Raw genomic sequence first — 21,018 nt, 5'->3', positions numbered from 1 at the left:
CTTACATAATTTTATTTCATGCCTACTCGTTTCATGCACACTGCTAATAAGCCCGGAAGCTTATTGACAAAGGATTCACCCTGTGTGAGTATATTTAACATATAACTTGATCCATGAACATATCAGACATTATAAGCGAAAGGTCGGATTGCCTTGCACTGGACTGAGCAGGAAAAGGAAAAACTCCTGATTACCGTGGCCGCTAATCTCTCCCGTGAACGAAGAGCACGCGGACTTAAGTTGAATGTTCCCGAAGCCATCGCCTTGTTGACCTCCGAACTTATGGAACGAGCACGGGATGGAATGAGTGTTGCCGAATTAATGAGATACGGAGGCACCGTCCTGACACGCGAAGACTGTATGGATGGCGTTGCCGATATGATTCCTGAAGTACAGGTAGAAGCCACATTTCCTGACGGTACGAAACTGGTTACCGTACATGAACCTATACGCTGAGAAAGGCAGGAGAAACCATGATTCCTGGTGAATATCGTTTGAAGCCAGATGACGACATCATCTGTCATCCGGATCGTTCAACCCTACGCCTCATTGTCCTCAACCGCGGCGACCGCCCCGTCCAGGTTGGCTCTCACGTTCACTTCTATGAAGTTAATGCAGCACTGGACTTTGATCGCACGTCAGCTTTTGGACATCGCCTGCACATTCCGGCAGGCACCGCGGTCCGCTTCGAACCCGGTGAAGAGAAGCCGGTTGAACTCACGACCTTTGGCGGCAAACGCCAGATTCACGGGTTCAACGGATTAACCGAAGGTTCTGCGGATCAAGCTCCTGATCCACAGAAACTGGAGATATTCCTGAAGACGTTCTCTCCTCCCATACAAGACGGAGGTGAACCTTCATGAAACGAATGAGCCGTGAACAATACGCGTCGATGTTCGGACCCACAACCGGTGATGCTGTCAGGCTTGCGGATACCGAACTATGGGCAGAGATTGAACATGATTATGCTGTATATGGAGATGAGAGCAAGTTCGGGGGTGGCAAGGTTATCCGCGACGGGATGGGCCAGTCCACCTCTGCTCTGCGAAGTGACGGCACTCCTGATACTGTTATCACCAACGCTATCATTATCGATCATTGGGGCATTGTAAAAGCAGATATCGGCATTCGGGATGGTCATATCTGCGCCATTGGCAAATCTGGTAACCCGGACACGATGGATGGTGTTCATCCCGCACTGGTCATCGGAGCTTCCACCGAGATCATTGCTGGGGAAGGCATGATTGTAACTGCCGGCGGCATTGATACCCATATTCATTTCATCTGCCCACAGCAAATTCAAACTGCGTTATCCTCCGGGGTCACGACCATGATCGGCGGCGGAACAGGACCGGCAACAGGAACCAAAGCCACCACCTGCACACCAGGAGCCTGGCACATTCACCGGATGCTAGAGTCCGCAGAAGCTTTTCCCATGAACATTGGTTACCTTGGTAAAGGCAACAGCTCCACCACCGCACCTTTAGTCGAACAGATTGAAGCGGGTGTAATCGGCCTGAAGCTGCATGAGGATTGGGGCACTACCCCGAGCGCCATCGATGCATGTCTGACTGCCGCCGGAGAACATGATGTTCAAGTCGCAATCCATACCGATACACTGAATGAAACCGGATTTCTCGAAAATACACTGGCTGCGATCAACGGCCGGACGATCCACACGTACCACACGGAAGGCGCTGGTGGCGGACACGCTCCTGATATTATCCGGGCCGCTGGGGAGTCCTACGTCATCCCTTCATCAACTAATCCAACACGACCGTACACACGCAACACTGTAGAAGAGCACCTTGATATGTTGATGGTGTGTCACCATCTGGACCCATCCATCCCCGAAGATGTAGCTTTCGCCGATTCTCGGATTCGTCCAGAGACAATCGCAGCCGAAGACATTTTGCATGATCTTGGCGTGTTCAGCATCATCAGTTCCGATTCACAAGCCATGGGCCGAGTGGGTGAAGTCATTATTCGCACCTGGCAGACCGCCGACAAAATGAAAAAACAGCGCGGCAAACTCGAACTCAACCCGAACTCACCTTCCGATAATGATCGGATCAAGAGATATGTCGCCAAGTACACCATCAATCCAGCTATCGCACACGGAATCGGACACCTCGTCGGTTCGGTGGAAGTTGGAAAGCTGGCAGATCTAATCATATGGAAACCGGCCTACTTCGGTGTGAAACCCGAGATAGTCATTAAAGGTGGCATGATTACGTTCGCCCAGATGGGTGATCCCAATGCGTCCATCCCTACACCTCAGCCCGTATTCGGCAGACCGATGTTCGGAGCCTATGGTAGCGCCATCGCCAGCGGATCAATCACCTTTGTCTCCCAAGCCGCGGCAGATGCCGGGATCAAAGAGACATTGGGTCTGAAAAAACGGGTTGAACCCGTCAAAGGCTGCCGCTCGGTCAGCAAAAAAGACATGATTCATAACGACGTAACCCCTGTCATTGAAGTCGATCCCGAAACTTATGAGGTGCGCGCCGACGGCGAGCTTCTCACCTGCGAACCCGCAGACGAGTTGCCTATGGCACAGCGGTACTTTATGTTTTGATAGGAATACGGATTAGCTGATAAGGGGGCACTCATGATGAACAGTGGCACGAAGCTACTCCGTTACGTTCAGCTGCTGGATTCAGCCCTGCCCATCGGTGGTTTCTCCCATTCCTTTGGTCTGGAAGCCTACACGCATGATGGCACCGTACGGAATACCGCGCAGCTTGAACAGTTTATTCGCAGCCAGCTTCATTCCAGTCTTGTAAGACTAGATGGCCTTGCCATCAAAGGCGTCTATCAGGCGATAAAACAGCAAGATGCCGCTCTACTTGCTCTGTATGACAAACGTGTCCACGCCCAGCGTTCCCCTCGGGAACTCAGGGAAAGCGGCCACAAAATGGGAAAGCGACTGCTCAAGCTCGCCCGTTCACTCTACCCATGGATGAACTTTTCCCTGATTGATAAGGCCATACAGGAATACGGCGCATATTGCGGCATCACGACCATTCACGGTTATATCAACTATCAATTGGAGATTGGATTGGACGAAGCCGTTACCGGGCATCTGTATACCTCAGTGAACGCTTATGTGAACAGCGCACTTCGCCTGCTGCCCATCGGACAGACGGAAGCGCAGATGTTGATTCAGAAACTGCTTAATGATATTGAAGCGGAATGGGCTCTCATTCGGGAAAATGACCCGGAAGACATGCGCAGCTTCGGAATCGCCCAGGAAATCTACGCCATGCGACACGAGACTTTACCCGCGCGGCTGTTTATGTCTTAACTACAACTTTTATCTAACCAAGGAGGAATTGTTATGTGTGGAGGAGCTAATCATACGCATCATCCGGAGTGGAAACGCAACGAATTTGATCGGAGTCGTCCGATGCGAATTGGCATTGGTGGACCGGTAGGTTCAGGTAAAACAGCCCTTGTGGAGAAACTGTCCAAGGCACTGCGTACACGTTACAGCCTTGCTGTCATCACGAATGACATTTATACCAAGGAAGATGCTGAAATCTTGCTGCGTCAGAACGCCCTGGCACCAGAACGTATTATCGGCGTTGAGACAGGCGGATGCCCGCACACGGCTATTCGTGAGGATGCCTCCATGAATTTTGAAGCAGTTGACGAGTTAATTGAACGCTTCCCGGATCTGCAACTGATCTTCATCGAGAGCGGCGGCGATAATCTCTCTGCTGCATTCAGTCCGGAACTGGCTGATGTGTTCATCTACATTATCGACGTTGCCCAAGGAGAGAAACTTCCTCGCAAAGGCGGTCCCGGCATCACGCGTTCAGATCTGCTGTTAATTAACAAAACCGACCTCGCCCCTTACGTTGGAGCAAGCCTGGAAGTGATGAAAAATGATACCGTGCGGGTACGCGAAGGCCGTCCTTATGTCATGTCTAATCTAATGAGCGGTGAAGGTGTATCCGAGATTGTCCACTGGCTTGAACATCAATATATGGATGACGATGCTTCCGCTGCACATCTGCATTCACACAGCCATGAGCATGGCACTCACTCGCATTAATTCATCTTCTGTCCCCACGGGAACAGAGATGAATCGGGACGAAAGTGCAGGTGAGCCCGTCACGCGCCGCAGCGAGCTTCGGGCCACCTTCGCCTTTCAAGGCGAGCGAACTGTCATGACTGATCGTTATTACAGCGCCCCCCTCCGGTTTAGCCGATCCTTTCGACCTCCCGGAGGTGGAACCGAATTATGCGTGTACACGTCAGACGTTTCTCCCGGAGTCCTCAACGGGGATCACTATCATTCCGAGTGGGAATTAGGGGAAGGCACCCATGTCATGCTGAGCAGCACATCTGCTACCAGGCTTCATCCCACACCTTCCATTCCCTCATCCGTCAATCATCACTTTCGGTTGGGAAAAGGGGCCACGCTGGAATACTTTCCTGAATCTGTGATTCCTTTCAAAGGCAGTTCATCATCACTCACTGTAACCTTTGCGCTGGAAGAACAGGCGATCCTGGCCTATGCAGATATCTGGTCTGCCGGACGGATTCATCGGGGAGAAGCATTCCAATTTGAGCGTTACCGCAGCTTGACGGAGATATGGCAAGGCGAGAAACTGGCTGTCTGGGATCGATTCGGATTCGAACCGGAAACCGATGACCCCAAACACTCAGCATCCCTCCTTCACTATACTCACACGGCTGCATTGTGGATGATTGCCCCGGGACTGGGTACTGCCGAGCTGGAACAGGTCAGATCCGCTCTGCCACCAGATGGACGAATGCTCGCAGGGGCAAGTTTGCTGGCAACCGGCGGCATCGGCGTTCGACTCCTTGGCATGGCAGCCTGGGAGCTTCAGGAACAGTGTCTTCAGATCTGGAATACACTTCGTCCCCATCTGCTGGGCAAAGAAACCCTCGTTTTTCGTAAATAAAGATATCGATCATAAGTTAACACAAAAAACCTCTGAACTGTCTCCGAGTGTGTTCGGATTAGTCCAGAGGTTTTTGTACATTCAGTCTAAGGATGCTGTCCATATCACTTACGCTTCGTTTCCCTCAGAATTGTTCTCTGATTTGTTGTCAGCCTTATAGCGATAGTCGCCTGCATCTTTGCTTTCCTTGGATTTTCGGTAACGGGTAAACTCGATATATTCACTGATAAAAGACTGTTCCACAGTCGATAATTCGCTTTCCTGGCAATTCAATTGCCGCAACACGTCAAAAAAATAATCCTCCCGTTTTTCCCGCACCATCGCTTCCTTCGATGGACGCCCAATCATGAGCCAGTCGAGGCTCACATCAAAAAACGAAGCAATCTCAATTAACTTATTCGTACTTGGAATAGACTTGCCACGTTTCCAATCACCCAGATTGCCCGTGCTAATCTTCAGCTGTTGGCAGAAAGCCTTCTTGGTCATTCCTCGTTCGGCAATCAGGTGTTCAATTCGCTCATAGATCGACTGCATACAAGAACCGCCTTCCAACCGTAATAATCAACTCATCTGCTTGAATTATACCACATTATTCCTGAATGCTCAGCCTTTAAATCCCCGGAATATGATGAGGTATAACGTATAACACAAAGATAGACTCCCACGAATAATCATGAGAGTCTATCTTATAACGTTGTTGCTGTGATGCGGTCGAGAGGACTCGAACCTCCACGGGTATACACCCACTACCCCCTCAAGATAGCGTGTCTGCCATTCCACCACGACCGCATATTCAATTGTAAAAAATGGTGAGCCATGAAGGGCTCGAACCTTCGACACCCTGATTAAAAGTCAGGTGCTCTACCAACTGAGCTAATGGCTCTTGCTGTAAACTTCACCGGATGTGCCACGCTTCATTCTTGTCTCTAAGAGCAATGACTTTGAGGATTTCTCATCGAAAATATAAATCTCATGAGGTGGTGAAGATATGACCCGTAGGGGATTCGAACCCCTGTTACCTCCGTGAAAGGGAGGTGTCTTAACCCCTTGACCAACGGGCCTTAATAACAAGTTGTCTTTCTTGGCGACAAGAATGAGTATACCACAGGACATTTTATACGTGCAACACTTTTTTTAAAATTTATTTCCCAAGCCTTTTTTGCCTGTTGATACTGCTCTTCAGAAACCCATTAATCGCCCCTTCCCTATTCATGCCAATGTCATCACTGTGCAGGAAAAATGTAAATCATCCATTAAAACACTTACAAAAACTTATATTCACTTATAATATTGCAAAGCGCATTAAGAATACTTATAATTAAAGTATCAGTATAAGTACGGTCATCCATACAACCGGAGGTGACATGTTTGTTTCAAGAAGAACGAATGCAGCTCATTGTTGAACATCTACGCAAACACAATCGCATCTCAGCCGATGATATTGTCACCTTGTTTGATGTATCACGGGATACTGCACGCAGGGATCTGATCAAGCTTGAGGAACAGGATGCCATTATTCGAACACGTGGCGGTGCGATTCTTCCCCCTCCTCCGCAAGAATTCAGATCCTACAAAGACCGTTTACTCGATGTATCTGAGGAAAAAAGAGCCATCGGCAAACTCGCTGCGGCCATTGTAAGACAAGGCGAGATCATTATCCTGGATTCTTCCACGACCGTGCAGGCCTGTGCCGAGAACTTGAACGGCAAATCCTGTACCGTCATTACTAATTCGATTCATTCCGCTGATCTTCTCTCCAATCACACAGCTGTCCAGATTCGTTTACTCGGCGGCAAAGTGGATAAGGAACAACGTTATGTCTACGGTACCTCTGTTATCGAGACTCTCTCCCACTATTATGTAGATAAAGCCTTTATCGGAATTGGCGGTATCACCATGGATGGCTTCAGTGCTTCCGAAGAGGAAGGGAAAATTAAACACCAAATGATGAAGGCTGCCAAGAAAGTCGTTGTTCTTGCCGATCAATCCAAGTTTGATAGACGTTATGGTTATCGTTTTGCCGACTGGTCATTGGTGGATGTATTGATTACGGATCAATGGCCAACCAAAGAATGGCTTGTTTTTCTAGCCGAACAACAGGTTGAGATTCTCATTCCTGAACCTACAGATGATAAGGAGTTGTAAATATATGAAATTATTTGCCACAGATTTAGATGGAACTTTATTGAACAGAGACAGCCAGATTAGCCCGGAGAATGCAGCAGCCATCCAAAAGGCCCAGCAATCAGGTATGAAAGTTACCATTGCTACAGGACGCGTCTACTCCGATGTGGTAACCATCAGCCGCGAAGGCGGAATCAAAACCCCAATTATCGGCTCCAACGGAGCGACGATTCATGATGCCGACGGTGAACGTCTATTCCATCTTCCACTTGAGCGTGACACAGCAGCTTCCGTCATGCAGTGGCTGGAAGATCATGATTTCTATTATGAGGCTTCAACGCAGCAAGGTATTTATGCCCCGCTTAGCAGTCATGAGACCTTGCTCGCCGAGATGGAACGCGTTCTTGGTTCGAACCCTGGTGAGGACATTGCACGCATGATTCGGGCCATCAAGAAACACTATGACAAAAAAGACTACCACCGCGTGAACAATCATCTGGAAATTCCGGCAGAAGCCTGCATCTACAATATTATGGCCTTCTCCATGAATCCGGACAAAGTAAAGACAGGACGAGAACACTTCGCTTCCCGATCTGATGTAGCCATGGTTGTATCCTTTGAGCACAACTTCGAAATGCAGCACCCGGACGTATCCAAAGGTAATGCCCTCACCAAACTGGCGGCTCACCTGAACATCTCCATGGAAGATACAGCAGCGATCGGAGATAACTTCAACGATGTATCCATGTTAAAAATGGCAGGACTCGGCATCGCCATGGGTAATGGAGAACCCGAAATCCAGGCATTAGCCAAAGCCATAACGCTGACTAATGTGGAGCACGGTGTCGCACATGCCATTGAGTGCCTGCTTGAAGGTAAACCGGTATCCCGTCCGGAAACGATTGTCGGAGAAGGGCAGTAATTGAACCTGTACGGAATTAACATTTAAATCTGGATGGATGGGTCGTCTTTTGATCCAAGCTAGTTCGCTTCATTTCAACTCAGCAGATCGAACGTGAGGCACGTCCTGTAACAAAATAATCAATTGCTCTCCCCGGTATGAACCCGGTAGTTGCAATGTGAACTCAAGCACAGTCTCTTCTTCGGAGTCTGTGCTTTTTTGCTGTTCTGTTTTAAATCCGATGACCGAGATCTTTTCCTGTCCCAGCAGTGCCAGAACAGTCTTCAGGGCCTCTCCCTCCGTTTGCAGGTGGATGGTTAACGTCTCTGTTCGTGCCGAAACCAGCCAGCGTGTGGGCCGATGCAGTAGCATCTGCGCCACGACAATAAGCAGCGTCACGCCTGCACCTGTCCAATATAGACCTGAACCCACCGCAAGTCCCATGCCTGCCGTAGCCCATATTCCAGCCGCTGTGGTCAATCCCCTGACCGTATGCCGCTGCGTGAAGATCATGCCAGCGCCAATAAACCCCACACCGCTAACAACCTGTGCAGCGATCCTGGATGGATCAAGGGACAGATTGTCCCAACCGGCCTGATCCTGGAATCCGTACTTCGACACAATCATCATCAGGGCAGCACCGACGGCGACCACAAAATGAGTACGTATTCCCGCCTCTTTCATTCGATTCTTGCGCTCATATCCGATTAGCACACCACATACTCCAGCTATGAGTACACGCATCAAGTATTCCACTTCCATGCACATCACCTCTTTCATTATGTATATGCTTACATGTGTCTATCTTTAATATTACCCAATCTACCCATGACTAATAAAGCACTTCCACTCTGGTCAATTCTCTGCCCGGAAATTGCCACCTTGTCTCTCTCCCAATCCGTAATAATGCCTGAAATTATATATCAGCGGATGCCATTCCTCCGGATTAATCTTGTTCGGTCCACATAACAGGCGTGTATGCGCGTGCACCTTCAACGCTTTCACTTCTACAATCGCCATGAACGGTGTGTGTTCGGGAATTCGTATGTGTTGTACAGCCGCTTCAATCTGAAGCGGACATTCAGCTATTTTATCTGGAGCCACCTGAACCGATGCTTGAGATGTCAGTCCAGCTACGGTGAATTTATCCTGGCAAAACGTATAGCCCATCTGCCTTTTCTCCTCAGGAACCGGGGTAACTCCCGTATAACGACCCAATGCTTCAACCTGTTTCCACATGGTCGCATCCGGCAGATTAATTACACATTCAGGGTGTCGACTCAGATTTTCATAGGCTTTGCCCTGTATACCTAGACCAAGAACCAGACAATCCCCCAGCGCCCAAGATGAAGACAGTGGAGACAGGTTGGTTGACCCATCCTCGTTTAATGTGCTTAACAGCAATACGGGCGTACCATAATATAAAATACTTGGATTAAGCGTTTCATGTTGTATCACTTCTGAACTCTCGGTCAACTGCTCTATAGCAAAGTCCTGTTTCGTTATTTTTTTCATCCTTACCTCTCCTGTTCCAATTCCATTGGTTTATAACCTCAATCTGACCCGTATGGGACGATACAACAGAATTGTAATACAGGAATAGTTCAGATATGATCGAAGTATGAATGTATATCCTAATATTGCTGTTATTGCGTCGTTAATCGCTGATCCAAGCCGCGCTGTTTTTCTGTCATCTTTGCTGGATGGGCGAGCATTGCCCGCAGGGGAGCTTGCTCATATGGCAGGCGTCACTCCCCAGACGGCAAGCAGCCATCTCGCTAAACTCGTAGAGGGAGGATTACTCGAAGTTGAACAACAAGGGCGCCACCGATATTACCGTCTGGCAAACAAAGAAATTGCTAATCTGATTGAAAGCATGGCCAGTATTGCCCCGCCTGTACAGATACGCTCTCTCAAACAATCCGATCAGCTTCAACAACTGAGTTATGCACGGACCTGTTATGGTCATCTGGCCGGGAAATTAGGAATCTCACTCTGTGAGGCCTTAGTACAGAAGGGTTATCTTTCAGAGCCCGCAGAGGCACATAGCAAGGATTATCAAGTTACAGAGAAAGGAACGCAGTGGTTCACTACGTTCGGCATTGAACTTCAAGTGAAGCCGGGGTCACGCCGAGCCATCGCTCGTAAATGTCTGGATTGGAGCGAACGTCGTCATCATCTCTCAGGTATGCTTGGGGAACAACTCAGACATCGATTATTGGACCTGGACTGGATTCGTCAAAAAACAGGAAGTCGCTCTGTCGAAGTAACGGAAACTGGCAAGAAAGGTTTATACGAGGTGTTGAGCATTTCACTGTAGGCTGTAGGTGGAGGTGCAGCATGGGATAAACGAAGAAGAATAACACGCAAAAAATCCTCTTCACTTTGACCGGTAGCCGATCTAATGTGAAGAGGATTTTATTGTTTAATCAGAACGGAGAGAGAGGGATTCGAACCCTCGCACCGCTTACGCAGTCTAACCCCTTAGCAGAGGGTCCCCTTATAGCCACTTGGGTATCTCTCCAAGAAATGGCTCCCCGAACAGGGCTCGAACCTGTGACAACTCGATTAACAGTCGAGTGCTCTACCAACTGAGCTATCAGGGAAAATTAATCTTGATTAACTTAATTTATCATGATTAATAATCCAAGTCAACATGCCTTCCATCACTTTCTTCAGCGCATTGAATGATGCACACATCAGATATTCTGCAGGCCCAGTTTTCCCGCGCAACGACCACAGCGGTAACGCTTCGGATCTATTTTCCGCTTGCGCAAATATTCCGTGCCACAGCTCTTGCACACCAGCTTATAACGATACGGCAGAGGTTTTCTGCCTTTGCCGTCAGGAAGAGATTGGCAGAACCGTGAACCTCCCACCTTCTGCAATAAAGCTTTGAATTCCGGGTCGCGATGCTGATAACCACGCCCACGAATATGTAGATGATAGTGACACAGCTCATGCTTGATGATTTTCTCAACTTCATCCCGGCCGTAGGCTTCGAGTTGATGCGGATTAATCTCAATTCGGTGACTTTTGAGCATATAACGCCCACCTGTTGTGGTCAGGCGACCGTTAAACAACGCCTCATGGGTGAACGGCACTCCGAAATAATCCAGTGATACCTGTTCAATCCATTGTTGCAACTCCTCATTTTCCATCGGTATCCTCTCCTTGCACCCCCTCGGAGTATTGGTTTTTCTGGCAATATACTTGAATTTTAACCGTTTCGTAGGCTACACTGTCAAGTAGAATGTATGAGGGGAGATTATTACTCGTTATGCCTACAATGCGCTATGTCATCTTGCAGCAGGAACAACAATTGCAGTTTGTGGAAATGCCGGCGGATTACGCCTATCAACTCAGTGCGCTCAACCTGCGCCTGCACAAGGAAATCGATAAACTCACTGCAGCAGATGTCCCTGTTCTGCCTTGGGCGATTGCCGAATGTGACAACTTGGATCTCCTGAACGAAAATCTTTCCATTATCGGTGGCCTTGATTATATCAATGCACTTGAAGAATCTTTCGCAGCACTGCGTGAAAGCCATTATCCCTTGATTTCCCTGCTTACCGAAATTCGGGCGCTTCAGGCCCAATTGGAACAATGGTATGAAGAAGAGATGGAAGCTCTCTAATCCACTCCAGATCTCATTTTAAAATGACAAGAACGAAAAGCGCATCTCCCTGAATTGGGATTTGTGCTTTTTGGCATTGAGATATTGATTTGCCAGTGTCCTTCACTTATCCCGCACAGTCCAGGCTATTGCCACATATGCTAACGTACAGATGAATTATGCAAGAGGAGGAGATACCCTTGCCTCAATGGCTTTGCAATCAACTGATGCGTGCATTTCACAAAAAGGACAGCCGGCAAATCAAGCTGCTGAACGAATGTTGGTTCTTTTATCGTAACAAACCAGCAAGTGGCACACCGCGCAGCGCGGAGAACGAACTGTAAGAAAAAGTCCATGATCATAGCCACCGTACTTATCAGTAGCATTTGAACGGATAACGGGACCATTATTGTCGACACAAACAGCCTTCCTGGTCAGGGAAGGCTGTTCTCCAATCCTATTACTTAGGAAGACTGTTGCGCAGACGCCGGCTTCTTCATCGTAAGGCCGACACGGCCTTTTTTGGTATCCACATTCATAACCCAGACTGTTACATTATCCCCGACAGACACAACGTCCATCGGATGTTTAACATACCCGTTGCTGAGCTGCGAGATATGGACAAGCCCATCACTCTTGATCCCAATATCAACAAAAGCACCGAAATCAATAACGTTCCGAACCGTACCTTGCAGCTCCATGCCTTCCACCAGATCCTCAATTTTCAATACATCTGTACGGAAGATTGGCAACGGCATTTCTTCACGCGGGTCACGCCCCGGACGCTGCAAGCTGTCCAGAATGTCACGCAATGTAGGCACACCTACGTCCAGTTTCACAGCCAATTGTTCTGGCTGTTGCTCTGAAAGTAATACCGACAGTTCCTTGCTGCCCAGCTTGTCCAGTGCAACCTGAAGCTCCTTGAACAGCTGATCAACCACTTTGTAGGACTCAGGGTGAATCGGTGTACGATCCAATGGATTCTCGCCCTCACCAATACGCATGAAACCTACGCACTGCTCATACGTTTTGGCGCCCAGACGTGGTACCTTCTGAAGCTGACGGCGGTTCGAAAACCGGCCATTTTCTTCGCGGTACTTCACGATGTTTTTGGCAATCGTAGCGTTAACTCCGGCAACATATGACAGCAACGAAGGTGATGCCGTATTCACATCCACACCCACATGGTTAACTGCGGATTCCACGACAGCTTTCAGGCTTTCTTCCAGGATTTTCTGAGATACGTCATGCTGATATTGACCCACGCCAATGGCTTTGGGATCAATCTTAACCAACTCCGCAAGCGGGTCTTGTACACGGCGTGCAATGGAAGCTGCACTGCGCTCCGCAACATCCAGATCTGGGAATTCTTCCTGGGCCAGCTTTGATGCAGAATATACACTCGCGCCTGCTTCGTTAACAATCAGATATACGAGACTTTCATCACCGTTCTCCTGAATGATCTCGGCAACAAATTGCTCTGTTTCACGTGATCCGGTACCATTACCAATGACGATCAGTCCGATATCATATTGCTTGATCATCCGATGGAATACTTCCGCAGCTTCACGTTTCTTGTTGTGTGGTGGCGTTGGGTAGGTCACAGCCACTTCCAGCAGTTTGCCCGTATCATCTACTACAGCCAGTTTACAACCGGTACGATAGGCCGGATCGACACCCAGCACACGTTTACCATGAATCGGCGGTTGAAGCAACAGGTTACGCAGATTGGCCGAGAATACCGATATGGCCTGATTTTCACCTTTTTCCGTCAGTTCTCCACGAACTTCACGTTCGATGGAAGGCGCAATCAGCCGCTTGTATGCATCTTCAATCACATCACGCAGGATATCCTGCACGGCAGAAGCACCACGAATGATCTGTCCTTCCATATGACGATGGGCCGGTTCTGCCTGTACGTCCAGGCCTACTTTCAGAATACTCTCACGTTCACCGCGATTAATCGCGAGAATACGGTGTGGAGGCATCTTTTTGGCTAATTCGCGGTAATCATAATAATTCTCGTACACGGACTCCTCTTGCGCATCCTTCGCTTCCGAAGTCAGCATCCCGTGATCGAGTGTGTACCTACGAATCCAGGCACGAATGGCAGCATCATCTGCGATGTTCTCCGCGAGAATGTCTTTGGCTCCCTGAAGCGCCGACTCCGCATCTTCTACACCCAGTTCAGCATTGATATACTGCGCAGCTTCCTGGAGTACATCTCCTTGTTTCGGTTGACCCCAGATCCATACAGCAAGGGGTTCAAGACCTTTTTCTTTTGCCACGCTGGCACGCGTTTTCCGCTTCTGACGGTAAGGACGATACAAGTCTTCCACTTCCTGCAGCTTCACAGCCTGGGTAATGGATTTCTTCAGTTCTCCGGTCAGCTTGCCCTGTTCCTCTATAATACGGATGACTTCCAATTTGCGATCCTCAAGATTGCGCAGATACACAATGCGTTCTTCAATCGATCGCAGCTGGTTCTCATCCAGCTCTCCAGTCATTTCTTTACGGTAGCGGGCGATAAATGGAATCGTATTGCCTTCGTCCAGAAGCTCCGACGTTGTGCGGACCTGCTTCAAGGACAGTGACAGTTCCTTGGCTACCTGTTTGATGATTCGTTCATGGCGTTCTGCCTTTATTGTTTCTTCATTGGGTTCCAGAACCGTTTCCTGTTCAGACAAAATAAATCCCTCTTTCCTTCCTGAATCGTTCGTTACAATCATTTCAGGGCAGCTTTGCTGCTGTAATTACAGTATTGTTAAACCATTTGTTTCTTCCACTCTACCCTATATTATCACAAAATCACGTCCAGATTTCCATCAATCCGCAAGCATACAAGTTCTGACAGAATGATGTCATCCTCCAGCCTTCCCCATTACGGCAAAAAAAGACCGAAAAACGTCATCACGACGCTCCTCGGTCCTTACTTGTTTAAAACTTTAAATTCAATAGCAATCTAATAAGTGAAACTGTTCATTTACACGATGACGGAGAGGACAGAAAAAACCTGAAAAAGCGAAGCTACAAGCTTTCTGCAGAAAGCTACTTCGAAAGCATACACTTCGCCTAAAAGCTTTCTGAAAGAAAGCTACATCGGAAGCATACGCTATCCCCGGATTTTCCCTTTGAGAAAAGGGAAAATCCGGGGATAACAGCGATTGGAAGGTTGTTCTGTCATCGTAGTATCCGTGTAAATAAAATGTAATTCACTTATCTAGACGCGCTCGAACCGGAACATTTCGCTCAGATAGTCTCCTGATGCACTGCCCACCGAAATACCACCATACATCAAGGCATCGCCGGTAAAGGTCTCCGAGCCGCCTTTCAGACGGTAATCCGCATTAGGGTCCAATCCTTTCAGCTTCAGGCGCTGAAGTGGAGCATTAGGCTCAGAGAGCACGCGGAAGTAGAATACAACGGCTTCGCTTCCGTCTGGTGCAATAAACATCCACGCTGTCTCATTACCTTCAAACGGACTGAGCAAGCGACGGAATGTTCCATATTGAACCGTTCCACGGATCTCTTTGTACAGCTCAACCTGCGCTTTCACGATTTCGTTCTCTTCCTCCGTGAATTTCGTCAGATCCAGCTCATACCCGAAGTTGCCCGACATTGCAACATGTCCCCGAATTTCAAGAGAAGTGATCCGGTTCACCTGATGATTCGGTACCGCCGAGATATGCGATCCCATCGAACTCACTGGGTACACAAGACTCGTACCGTATTGAATCCGCAGACGGGAGATCGCATCGGTGTTGTCACTTGTCCACGTCTGTGGCATGTAATACAGCATACCTGGATCGAAGCGGCCACCACCACCTGAACAGCTCTCGAACAGAATGTTCGGGAATGCCGAAGTGATTCGTTCCATGACGTCGTACAACCCCAACATGTAACGATGCGCTGTCTCACGCTGTCTGTCTGCCGGAAGCAACGCAGAACCCACTTCCGTCATATTCCGGTTCATGTCCCATTTCACATAAGTGATTGGTGCCGAACCAAGTACATCTGTTAACATGCGTACAATCTCATCACGTACATCCTGACGAGAGAAGTCGAGTACCAGTTGCTGACGTCCTTCTGTCCGGCGACGATCTGGCACATGCAGACACCAGTCTGGGTGCGCACGGTACAGCTCACTGTCTGGTGAGATCATCTCAGGCTCAAACCACAATCCGAACTGCATGTCCAGACCTGTTACCCGGTTAGCCAGATCATCCAGACCCTGTGGCAATTTGTTCTTATCTACAATCCAGTCGCCCAACGAGGAATTGTCGCTGTCCCGGTGTCCAAACCAACCATCATCCAAGACAAACAACTCAATACCCAGCTTCTGTCCGGCTCGAGCGATCTGTTCAATCTTGTCCGCATTGAATCCAAAATAAGTCGCTTCCCAGTTATTGACCAGAACCGGACGTTCCGCATTGCGGAACTTACCACGTGCAAGACGCTCCCGGTACAGTTCATGGTACGACTGAGACATACCATCCAGACCTGCATCCGAATATACCATAACCGTCTCAGGTGTCTGGAACGTTTCCTGTGGCTCCAGCTTCCAGCTGAACTCGAACGGATTTATCCCGAGCGACACACGGGTGGTGTGGAACTGATCCACTTCAGCCTGTGCAGTGAAGCTACCGCTATAGACGAGACTGAATCCATAGACTTCACCCTGATCTTCATCCGTGCCTGGTGTCATCAGCGCAATAAATGGATTCTGCTGGTGACTGCTTGAACCACGACGGCTCTCAATTCCTTGCAGGCCTGAAGCAAGCTTTCTGCGAACGATATCACGTTCCCGTGTCCAAGCTCCTGACAATTGCAACAATTCATAATCTGCATGCGGGAAATCAACAGATGAACTGAGCGCACGCACCACATTCACTGAGGTAGCGCTCTCATTAACGATACGCATGGAGCGTGTTATCGCATTAAATGCCGTAAAGGCTGTATAGGAAAGCTCGATTTTGATGCCTGCAACGCGGTCTTCCAACTCAATAACCAGCGTCTCTGCTTCTTCATCGGATTCAACATACGTTGCTGGCAATCCAGTAAGCTCTGTCTTTCCTTTGACCAATCGATGGCCTGTATACGTAAACTCCGAAACCGTTGAACCATTCTCAAGTTCCAGTTGGATTGCCGGATTACGGAAATCACTTGTGCCATACACGGGTAGTTCCACTGCCAATGTATCAAATGAAATCGTACGGTCCTCTGGTACCGGGTTCGGACTGAAAGATGCTCGTTCTGTACGAACATGCAACCAGCTCAGATCGGTGTCGCGTAATTTTTTGCCATAATACAAATGCACCAAATATCCTGAAGGCAGTACCTGAAATACGTAACTGGCCTCACGGGTCTGTAAATGAAACTGAAGTTTCTCTTGATTGATGTAAATGCTCATATGTCTCCTCCACCTCTATATATAGGTCTTTCGGGTAAACGGTTTCTCAGGTTCCATTATAACGAAAAGATCGCCAATGTTCTACGCTTTCATCAAGCTTTAATCAAAAGAGCGTACAACAGCCCGAAGGATGCCATACGCTCTTTTGGTTACAGTCTGAAATTAGTGTGTTCCCTCACAGGAACATCCATTGCCTACGGATGGCAGAGTAGTGTACAAGACACTACCTAATGCCTTAAAAATCGATTAAACCAAGGCTGATCTGTAAGGCTTCGTTGACCAATTTCATGGTCTCCTCGTCCAGATGGGTAATCTTGTCAGTCAGCCTCTGCTTATCAATCGTCCGTATTTGTTCGAGCAAAATAACCGAGTCCCGGTCAAAGCCGTGTGCCGCCGCATCAATTTCCACATGCGTTGGCAGCTTTGCCTTCTGGATCTGGGCGGTGATAGCCGCCACAATACAAGTTGGACTAAACCGGTTGCCGATATCATTCTGGATCACCAGAACCGGCCTGACTCCACCTTGCTCGGAACCGACAACGGGAGAAAGATCCGCAAAAAAAACGTCACCACGTTTTACGATCAATGTCTACACCCCGCTAACTAAGCGGTCCAGAGTGCTGTCCGCATCTTCCTCCGCATGAAAGGCTTCGGATGCCATGGTCAGATTAATTTTTGCCATCTCCATGTATCCGCGCTGCATCGTTTCACGGATGTAACGTTTCTTACGCTCCGTCAAATACAGCTTCATAGCCTGCCTAATCAATTCGCTGCGGTTGGAATTCTCCAGCGCTACGATGCCATCCACTTCCTGCAAAAGATAATCAGGTAAACTGATCATGATCCGCTTGGTGTTCTGCAAGTTGGCCACCTTTCTTCCACCCCCACAAACCTTTCGCCATTGTGAACCAGTATTACGTTTTTCCAGAACTTTTATACAAAGGAATATATATGCCCCGAGTATATCAAGTATGCTGTACTCCATTATAAACACGGGGAACAATATTCGTACAGACCAAACATCTCATTTCAGGATATAAATCCTTATCGTCATACATAATTCGAGATGCTCCGACAGTTTTCCTTCTGTTCTGAAAAAAAGTTTATTGGTAATGACGTCCAGTTCACCTGTCAGGATGTCAAAAGTGGATTGATTCTGGCGACTTCTGCTCCCCCACGGGTGTAGACCCGTGGAATGCGGTGCGCCATCATGCAGATCACTTCATAAGCAATCGTACCGAGCTGGATTGCCACCTCGTCTGCGGTTATAACGCCACCAGACTGATGACCGATGAGGACAACCTCTTCGCCGACTTGAATTTCTTCCGCTTCTTCCGCGAAAGATTGTAACGACACCATACACTGATCCATGCAAATCGTACCGACGACAGGAACGCGGCGGCCGCGCACAAGCACTTGTGCTTTACCTGTCAGCATTCTTGAGAATCCGTCTGCATAGCCGATCGGCAGGGTCGCTATTCGTTCGTGCCCTTGTGTAACATAACGGGTTCCGTAACTGATCCCCCAATGGGGTGGCAGTGTTTTAACCAGAACCGCCTTCGTCTTCAGCGTCAATACCGGGGACAGCTTCACCACCTGATGATTCACCTGAGCCGAAGGATACAATCCGTACAGGCTGATTCCTACACGTACCATGTCATAGGATAATTCCGGTGTATCAATGGCAGCGGCGCTGTTCGCCGTATGTATAATCGGGATGACACATCCCTGATCCCTGAGCGCATGAACCACGCTTTGGAACCGTCGATACTGCTCCAGTGTATAGGTTTTGTCTTCTTCATCCGCTTTGGCAAAATGGGTAAACATACCTTCCAGCATAACCTGATCGAGCGAGGCCACTTCCTCTATGAAAGCCAATGCCTCATCGCCAGGCAACAGACCTAATCGGCCCATGCCGCTGTCGATTTTAATATGAACCTTCAGTTGGTTAGCGAATGTGCTCGCATCCAGATGTCGAATGGCATCAAGCACTTCCCTGCTGAACAGCGTGATGGTCACATCATGTTTCCAAGCAACAGCGATCCCTTCCGGCGGCGTATAACCCAATACCAGAATTGGAATCGTAATCCCATATTGTCGCAGTTCCAGAGCTTCGTCAAGAAAAGCAACACTTAAGTAATCCACACCCACTCGTTCCAGTTCTCTAGCCGTCTCCACCGCTCCGTGTCCATAGGCATTGGCCTTCACACAGGCGAGGAATTTCATGCCCTGAGGCAATGCCTCGCGGAAAGCTTCTACGTTAGTACACAAATGATCCAAATTGATCTCCGCTTCGGTCGGCCGATATTGTCCTTGCACGTTAAGTCACCTTCTCTAATCATCTTAATCCGGCTCACGTCAGACTCCATCGTAATGCTCCAGCATGTGACTGTCAAATGAACCGAAGTTTCGCATTCAAAAACAGATGCAAGGTGCGCCGTTTGAGGAACAAATGCGAACACAGAAGAAGGCCGATAAGCGAGATTGGCAGGGCAAAATTTCACTTTCCACCCCAGCAAAAATCTGCTTATATCGATTATTTACCCGGTTCCCTATGTGTAGAAGCGCGTTTTGCATTATTGGGCGAAAACAAAGCACCGGAGAACGGGTCTCCGATGCTTCTTAGCATTCCTTATGTTTATGCTACTATTCGTTCATTTGTTCAAAAATCATTTGCCTGACTCTTCCTGCATCGATGTTGCAATGCGTACCATTTCGTTCTGAGGCAGGTCGGCACTGGTAATCCGATATTCTATACCATCTGTCATCCATGTCAGAGTCTGCAATGCATCTCCGCTGATCATCCCCAGTGTGAATCCAAGATCCACTACACTGGATGGAGCAAGCGATACGGCTCGATCCTGTGGTCTGGCTTCAAATATTGTGTAATTATATGTTCCTTCATAACGAAGCATAACCGAGTAGTCTCCCGCTTCTTCCAGAATCTGATCATCCTTGAGCTGCACGCCTTCCGGCGCATAGGTCGGCTGAATCACGCCGAAGCTGTCTGCCCCTTCCGGTTCTGCAAGTGTCGGCTCTTCGCCTTCCTGACCTGTTGCAGCACCCTCTGTACCTTGCTGCTCTGTGCCACCACCTACACCCGACTGTCCATCCGTGGCAGCTCCGTCTGGTTCTGGCGCCGTCTGAGGATTGGCAGGTTCTTTACCGCCCTCATTACCTGTTTGCTCCGCAGGAGCCACACCAGAGTCCGTTCCCGTTTTGCCGCCTTCTTCTGTATTGGCTGTCATGTTACGTTGCATGTCAAAGGCGTCTTTCTCAAATGCAGCACCGAATTTGAAGGAATCAAACTTCACATCCACGACCACATTGGCATTGGAGTCGGATACCTCCACCTGTTTCGGAGCGTAATCCGATTTGTTCAGCCAGATTTTCTGTCTGACGAGTGCATGTGTATTATAATTGGCAGCTACATCAAAAACATAGCTCTCCTTCTCATCCGCAAACTGACGGGTTGTATCCCCCGTAATGCTCCGAATCAATGTTTCATAGAGATATACCTGTCCTTGGTTATCTGGCCAGTTGCTCTGGAAACGGAAGCTTTTATTCTGGCTAGGCGTCAGAACAAACACACCCTCATCATTACGCAGTACAATCTGCGTTACATCCTTTTTGGCATTGGTTAAAGCAATGCGATAATAGGAAGGCTTCTGATGCCATACCTCGACCTTGTATTGCTGCGGCGTATCTCCGGTATGCAGCGTCATCACGCCTGCCCCCTGGTAACTTTCCATCTCTCCTACGACTTCGTTCAGATCTTTGACCACAGCTGCCGCATCCTTCTTCCCGCAGGCGGCAAGTAAGGCCGATAAGACCAATACCATGGCAAGCATCCATGATATTCGGCGCATGACATCATCCCCTTTAGCACATGTTTTCACTTCAGGATTTTGCTTGCAGCAGAACCCCTACTTGATTAGTACATGTCTATGAGGGACTTGTTCGATATATGCGGACTAGTTTGACAAGCATGCAGTGAAGTCAGTTAATACGGCATTGCTACGCAAAATCA

General features: G+C 48.6%; 21 protein-coding genes and 5 tRNA genes. 11 read left to right on the top strand and 15 right to left on the bottom strand.

Going from position 1 to position 21,018, the window contains the following annotated elements; translation table 11 throughout:
- Positions 1-153 precede the first annotated feature (153 nt).
- Genes OM416_RS18690 through OM416_RS18665 form a run of 6 tightly spaced genes read left to right on the top strand, consistent with a single transcriptional unit; the run spans position 154 to position 4,937 of the window.
- Positions 154-456 (top strand): urease subunit gamma, encoded by a 303-nt coding sequence (locus tag OM416_RS18690; protein WP_264931953.1) that lies wholly within the window; start codon positions 154-156, stop codon positions 454-456.
- A 17-nt stretch (positions 457-473) separates the two neighbouring features.
- Positions 474-863, top strand: coding sequence for an urease subunit beta (locus tag OM416_RS18685; RefSeq protein ID WP_264931951.1), 390 nt, complete (start codon positions 474-476; stop codon positions 861-863).
- Positions 860-2,578 (top strand): urease subunit alpha, encoded by a 1,719-nt coding sequence (ureC, locus tag OM416_RS18680; RefSeq protein WP_264931948.1) that lies wholly within the window; start codon positions 860-862, stop codon positions 2,576-2,578. Before OM416_RS18685 ends, ureC begins: the two co-directional genes overlap by 4 nt.
- Positions 2,579-2,611: 33 nt before the next feature.
- A complete protein-coding gene (locus OM416_RS18675) occupies positions 2,612-3,307 on the top strand; it encodes an urease accessory protein UreF (RefSeq protein WP_264931946.1) in 696 nt (231 codons plus the stop codon).
- Positions 3,308-3,340: 33 nt separating this feature from the next.
- On the top strand, positions 3,341-4,060 hold the full coding sequence (ureG, locus tag OM416_RS18670; RefSeq protein ID WP_264931943.1) for an urease accessory protein UreG: 720 nt from the start codon (positions 3,341-3,343) through the stop codon (positions 4,058-4,060).
- Positions 3,966-4,937 carry an urease accessory protein UreD gene (locus OM416_RS18665; RefSeq protein ID WP_264931941.1) on the top strand — a complete coding sequence of 324 codons (972 nt, stop codon included), beginning with the start codon at positions 3,966-3,968 and terminating at the stop codon, positions 4,935-4,937. Before ureG ends, OM416_RS18665 begins: the two co-directional genes overlap by 95 nt.
- A gap of 108 nt (positions 4,938-5,045) precedes the next feature.
- Here the strand turns inward: OM416_RS18665 and OM416_RS18660 are convergent, their stop codons facing one another.
- The 4 genes from OM416_RS18660 to OM416_RS18645 all read right to left on the bottom strand — a co-directional run bounded on the left by OM416_RS18660 (position 5,046) and on the right by OM416_RS18645 (position 5,998).
- Positions 5,046-5,471 carry a helix-turn-helix domain-containing protein gene (locus OM416_RS18660; protein ID WP_062833115.1) on the bottom strand — a complete coding sequence of 142 codons (426 nt, stop codon included), beginning with the start codon at positions 5,469-5,471 and terminating at the stop codon, positions 5,046-5,048.
- A 172-nt stretch (positions 5,472-5,643) separates the two neighbouring features.
- A tRNA-Leu gene (locus tag OM416_RS18655) sits at positions 5,644-5,726 on the bottom strand.
- A gap of 18 nt (positions 5,727-5,744) precedes the next feature.
- Positions 5,745-5,820: transfer RNA gene (locus OM416_RS18650), tRNA-Lys, on the bottom strand.
- Positions 5,821-5,926: 106 nt separating this feature from the next.
- Positions 5,927-5,998: transfer RNA gene (locus OM416_RS18645), tRNA-Glu, on the bottom strand.
- A gap of 307 nt (positions 5,999-6,305) precedes the next feature.
- Between OM416_RS18645 and OM416_RS18640 the strand changes: the two genes are divergently transcribed.
- On the top strand, positions 6,306-7,082 hold the full coding sequence (locus OM416_RS18640; protein ID WP_062833114.1) for a DeoR/GlpR family DNA-binding transcription regulator: 777 nt from the start codon (positions 6,306-6,308) through the stop codon (positions 7,080-7,082).
- Positions 7,083-7,086: 4 nt separating this feature from the next.
- Entirely contained in the window at positions 7,087-7,983 is an 897-nt protein-coding gene (locus OM416_RS18635; protein ID WP_264931937.1) for a Cof-type HAD-IIB family hydrolase, read from the top strand.
- A 69-nt stretch (positions 7,984-8,052) separates the two neighbouring features.
- Here OM416_RS18635 and OM416_RS18630 read toward each other — a convergent pair whose 3' ends face one another.
- Complete coding sequence (locus OM416_RS18630; RefSeq protein WP_264931934.1) at positions 8,053-8,724, bottom strand: MgtC/SapB family protein; 672 nt, start codon at positions 8,722-8,724, stop codon at positions 8,053-8,055.
- Positions 8,725-8,817: 93 nt separating this feature from the next.
- Positions 8,818-9,477: a flavin reductase family protein gene (locus OM416_RS18625; RefSeq protein ID WP_264931932.1), complete on the bottom strand. Its 660-nt coding sequence runs from the start codon at positions 9,475-9,477 to the stop codon at positions 8,818-8,820.
- Between the two features lie 106 nt (positions 9,478-9,583).
- On the opposite strand from OM416_RS18625, the gene OM416_RS18620 reads away from it, so the two are divergent.
- Positions 9,584-10,282 (top strand): ArsR/SmtB family transcription factor, encoded by a 699-nt coding sequence (locus tag OM416_RS18620; RefSeq protein ID WP_264931930.1) that lies wholly within the window; start codon positions 9,584-9,586, stop codon positions 10,280-10,282.
- Between the two features lie 115 nt (positions 10,283-10,397).
- Here OM416_RS18620 and OM416_RS18615 read toward each other — a convergent pair.
- The 3 genes from OM416_RS18615 to OM416_RS18605 all read right to left on the bottom strand — a co-directional run bounded on the left by OM416_RS18615 (position 10,398) and on the right by OM416_RS18605 (position 11,123).
- Positions 10,398-10,486 (bottom strand) — tRNA-Ser (locus OM416_RS18615).
- Between the two features lie 6 nt (positions 10,487-10,492).
- Positions 10,493-10,568 (bottom strand) — tRNA-Asn (locus OM416_RS18610).
- A 93-nt stretch (positions 10,569-10,661) separates the two neighbouring features.
- Complete coding sequence (locus tag OM416_RS18605; RefSeq protein WP_264931928.1) at positions 10,662-11,123, bottom strand: SprT family protein; 462 nt, start codon at positions 11,121-11,123, stop codon at positions 10,662-10,664.
- Positions 11,124-11,242: 119 nt separating this feature from the next.
- On the opposite strand from OM416_RS18605, the gene OM416_RS18600 reads away from it, so the two are divergent.
- Both OM416_RS18600 and cmpA read left to right on the top strand, forming a co-directional pair.
- Positions 11,243-11,599 (top strand): hypothetical protein, encoded by a 357-nt coding sequence (locus OM416_RS18600; protein ID WP_062833108.1) that lies wholly within the window; start codon positions 11,243-11,245, stop codon positions 11,597-11,599.
- Between the two features lie 179 nt (positions 11,600-11,778).
- Entirely contained in the window at positions 11,779-11,922 is a 144-nt protein-coding gene (cmpA, locus tag OM416_RS18595; RefSeq protein WP_105408244.1) for a cortex morphogenetic protein CmpA, read from the top strand.
- Between the two features lie 120 nt (positions 11,923-12,042).
- On the opposite strand, the gene OM416_RS18590 is transcribed toward cmpA, so the two are convergent.
- The 6 genes from OM416_RS18590 to OM416_RS18565 form a co-directional block, all read right to left on the bottom strand.
- Positions 12,043-14,265 carry a Tex family protein gene (locus tag OM416_RS18590; RefSeq protein WP_264931925.1) on the bottom strand — a complete coding sequence of 741 codons (2,223 nt, stop codon included), beginning with the start codon at positions 14,263-14,265 and terminating at the stop codon, positions 12,043-12,045.
- Between the two features lie 533 nt (positions 14,266-14,798).
- Positions 14,799-16,988 carry an alpha-galactosidase gene (locus OM416_RS18585; RefSeq protein ID WP_264931923.1) on the bottom strand — a complete coding sequence of 730 codons (2,190 nt, stop codon included), beginning with the start codon at positions 16,986-16,988 and terminating at the stop codon, positions 14,799-14,801.
- Positions 16,989-17,223: 235 nt separating this feature from the next.
- Entirely contained in the window at positions 17,224-17,574 is a 351-nt protein-coding gene (locus tag OM416_RS18580) for a type II toxin-antitoxin system PemK/MazF family toxin (protein WP_024630714.1), read from the bottom strand.
- Positions 17,575-17,577: 3 nt separating this feature from the next.
- Complete coding sequence (locus OM416_RS18575) at positions 17,578-17,859, bottom strand: CopG family ribbon-helix-helix protein (RefSeq protein WP_017690037.1); 282 nt, start codon at positions 17,857-17,859, stop codon at positions 17,578-17,580.
- A 260-nt stretch (positions 17,860-18,119) separates the two neighbouring features.
- On the bottom strand, positions 18,120-19,307 hold the full coding sequence (alr, locus tag OM416_RS18570; protein WP_264931916.1) for an alanine racemase: 1,188 nt from the start codon (positions 19,305-19,307) through the stop codon (positions 18,120-18,122).
- 350 nt (positions 19,308-19,657) lie between these two features.
- Complete coding sequence (locus OM416_RS18565) at positions 19,658-20,857, bottom strand: outer membrane lipoprotein-sorting protein (RefSeq protein ID WP_264931915.1); 1,200 nt, start codon at positions 20,855-20,857, stop codon at positions 19,658-19,660.
- Positions 20,858-21,018: the final 161 nt, after the last annotated feature.

Source organism: Paenibacillus sp. LS1 (assembly GCF_026013365.1).
Classification (GTDB): domain Bacteria; phylum Bacillota; class Bacilli; order Paenibacillales; family Paenibacillaceae; genus Paenibacillus.
The sequence above is the reverse complement of the archived record's forward strand: the minus strand, read 5'-3'. Positions and strand labels throughout refer to the sequence as shown.

What these genes read in the sequence shown, in the direction of transcription:
- OM416_RS18685 (WP_264931951.1), top strand. Translation starts at nt 474, where the DNA reads ATGATTCCTGGTGAATATCGTTTGAAGCCAGATGACGACATCATCTGT.
- ureC (WP_264931948.1), top strand. Translation starts at nt 860, where the DNA reads ATGAAACGAATGAGCCGTGAACAATACGCGTCGATGTTCGGACCCACA.
- OM416_RS18675 (WP_264931946.1), top strand. Translation starts at nt 2,612, where the DNA reads ATGATGAACAGTGGCACGAAGCTACTCCGTTACGTTCAGCTGCTGGAT.
- ureG (WP_264931943.1), top strand. Translation starts at nt 3,341, where the DNA reads ATGTGTGGAGGAGCTAATCATACGCATCATCCGGAGTGGAAACGCAAC.
- OM416_RS18660 (WP_062833115.1), bottom strand. Translation starts at nt 5,471, where the DNA reads ATGCAGTCGATCTATGAGCGAATTGAACACCTGATTGCCGAACGAGGA.
- OM416_RS18635 (WP_264931937.1), top strand. Translation starts at nt 7,087, where the DNA reads ATGAAATTATTTGCCACAGATTTAGATGGAACTTTATTGAACAGAGAC.
- OM416_RS18630 (WP_264931934.1), bottom strand. Translation starts at nt 8,724, where the DNA reads ATGGAAGTGGAATACTTGATGCGTGTACTCATAGCTGGAGTATGTGGT.
- OM416_RS18625 (WP_264931932.1), bottom strand. Translation starts at nt 9,477, where the DNA reads ATGAAAAAAATAACGAAACAGGACTTTGCTATAGAGCAGTTGACCGAG.
- OM416_RS18620 (WP_264931930.1), top strand. Translation starts at nt 9,584, where the DNA reads ATGAATGTATATCCTAATATTGCTGTTATTGCGTCGTTAATCGCTGAT.
- OM416_RS18605 (WP_264931928.1), bottom strand. Translation starts at nt 11,123, where the DNA reads ATGGAAAATGAGGAGTTGCAACAATGGATTGAACAGGTATCACTGGAT.
- OM416_RS18600 (WP_062833108.1), top strand. Translation starts at nt 11,243, where the DNA reads ATGCCTACAATGCGCTATGTCATCTTGCAGCAGGAACAACAATTGCAG.
- OM416_RS18585 (WP_264931923.1), bottom strand. Translation starts at nt 16,988, where the DNA reads ATGAGCATTTACATCAATCAAGAGAAACTTCAGTTTCATTTACAGACC.
- OM416_RS18565 (WP_264931915.1), bottom strand. Translation starts at nt 20,857, where the DNA reads ATGCGCCGAATATCATGGATGCTTGCCATGGTATTGGTCTTATCGGCC.